The following is a 1,571-nucleotide window of genomic DNA, read 5'->3' as shown; positions in this document are numbered from 1 at the left end:
TGAATGCGTCAATGCACTAGCGGTTCTACCACGGCATCGCCGAACCGCGCCGCCGTGAAAATACCGAGGGGATCATAGATCCAATCGCTGGCGTCCTCCGCCTGAAATCGTACCACTTGGCCACCGATGTGAGTTGTGTGGACCGGCCAGCCGCGTAGGCGTTCGATCGCGACGGCGAAAGCCACACATCGATCCACCTCCCACTGACGAACCTGCTCCGGCGAGAACCTTCCTCGCCCGACCGTCGTGATCGTCGTCGGGTTGATCCTTGCTGCACCCATCGTGATTTCGCTCCCAGCTCCTGCGATCAGATCCACGAGGCCGCTGTTTCTGTGCCTTATGCAAGGCACGTCGTTGTAGCGACACGTATTTGGACGGGAAGGGGCGTGCCAGGATCGCTGCGCGCCCTTGCCAAAGTGCAATCCTATGTTGCGAATTAGTTTATACTTTGGTTCCGTAGGTCGATTCTATGGCTCGTTCCACAACAGGTGCCCTTGATCAACGAGGCGCACGCGATGAACGCCCTGGTGATCCGCGCCCGGCTCTGGCAGTTCCGCTTCATCACGGCCGACGGCGAGGTCGAGAAGGCCCTGGCGACCAAGGGGTTCGGCGGGATGGACGCCGGCCTGAGAGAGCGGATGGACCGCTACTAGGCACTGATCAGCTCGCCCGGCGAGCAGGAGGCCTTCGACGCCCTGGACACGAAGCTTGCGGCGTTCCGGGCTGACTGGGCCTGCCTCAAGGGCCTCCCGAGCTAGTCCGAGATCGACGCCTTCTTCCGCGGACCGATGAACGGGACCTACCGCGCCACGATTGACACCGCCGGCAAGCTCGTCGCCCTCAACGCCATCGCAATGCTCGCGGTGTTGATCCTCGTAACCCTGGCGGCGGTGCTGTTCTGCCTCGTCCGCGTCGTCCGGCCGCATGACAGGCGCGATGCGCTGCCTGGCTTGTCCCTAGGCCCGGATGTCTCCAAAGGCATGCGCTGCGCCGTCACCGGACAGAGGCTTACTCAGCATCCTCAGCGCAGCATCCTCTGGGGCCGCGATTTCGCTATTGCCGAACAAACGCGGCGGCAAAGGATGTGCGACTCTTCTGCAACACGCGCAAGCGCCGGACAATCTTTCAGGACAGCGAGTGCATCGCTCGGCCGTGTCGCACCCCAGCGGCAAGGGCGCGTGGGACATGACGCAGCTCGAGATGCCAGGGCAGATGCGACAAATTCGGGGGTGGGCTTCCGCTGCCAGCGTCCCCGAAACGAGGCGCAATGACACGTCGCAAAAAACCCTGATTCTTCAAGGGCGCTTGTGCGGGATAGCAAAACTGTGCTGGGATCGTAGCAGAGAACACCGCGAAAAGCGCAAAACTATGGTGTTCGTGATGCCTGGCGGAGAGGGAGGGATTCGAACCCCCGATGGACTTGCGCCCATGCCGCATTTCGAGTGCGGTGCATTCAACCGCTCTGCCACCTCTCCGCGGGCGCCGTCGCCAGCGCAGGCGGGGCATTAGCATGGGTTCTCGCCGAACCACAAGCGGGATCGGCGAGAAATCCAGGGCAATCGGGTGAATGA

The 1,571-nt window shown here is 62.3% G+C and carries 3 protein-coding genes and 1 tRNA gene; 2 read left to right on the top strand and 2 right to left on the bottom strand.

The genetic code is table 11. From position 1 onward, the window contains the following. Positions 1–8: 8 nt before the first annotated feature. Entirely contained in the window at positions 9–317 is a 309-nt protein-coding gene (locus tag A5481_RS34400; protein ID WP_156312266.1) for a hypothetical protein, read from the bottom strand. A gap of 198 nt (positions 318–515) precedes the next feature. Here A5481_RS34400 and A5481_RS34395 point away from each other — a divergent pair, with 198 nt between their 5' ends. After that, the gene (locus A5481_RS34395) at positions 516–653 is read left to right on the top strand and encodes a hypothetical protein (protein WP_156312267.1); all 138 of its coding nucleotides are present in this window, start codon (positions 516–518) and stop codon (positions 651–653) included. A 135-nt stretch (positions 654–788) separates the two neighbouring features. Continuing rightward, entirely contained in the window at positions 789–1,271 is a 483-nt protein-coding gene (locus A5481_RS34390) for a hypothetical protein (RefSeq protein WP_156312268.1), read from the top strand. Between the two features lie 114 nt (positions 1,272–1,385). On the opposite strand, the gene A5481_RS31375 is transcribed toward A5481_RS34390, so the two are convergent. Next, a tRNA-Ser gene (locus A5481_RS31375) sits at positions 1,386–1,475 on the bottom strand. Positions 1,476–1,571 lie beyond the last annotated feature (96 nt).

Origin of the sequence: Methylobacterium platani, from assembly GCF_001653715.1 — a bacterium.
GTDB lineage: Bacteria > Pseudomonadota > Alphaproteobacteria > Rhizobiales > Beijerinckiaceae > Methylobacterium > Methylobacterium platani.
The sequence above is the reverse complement of the archived record's forward strand: the minus strand, read 5'-3'. Positions and strand labels throughout refer to the sequence as shown.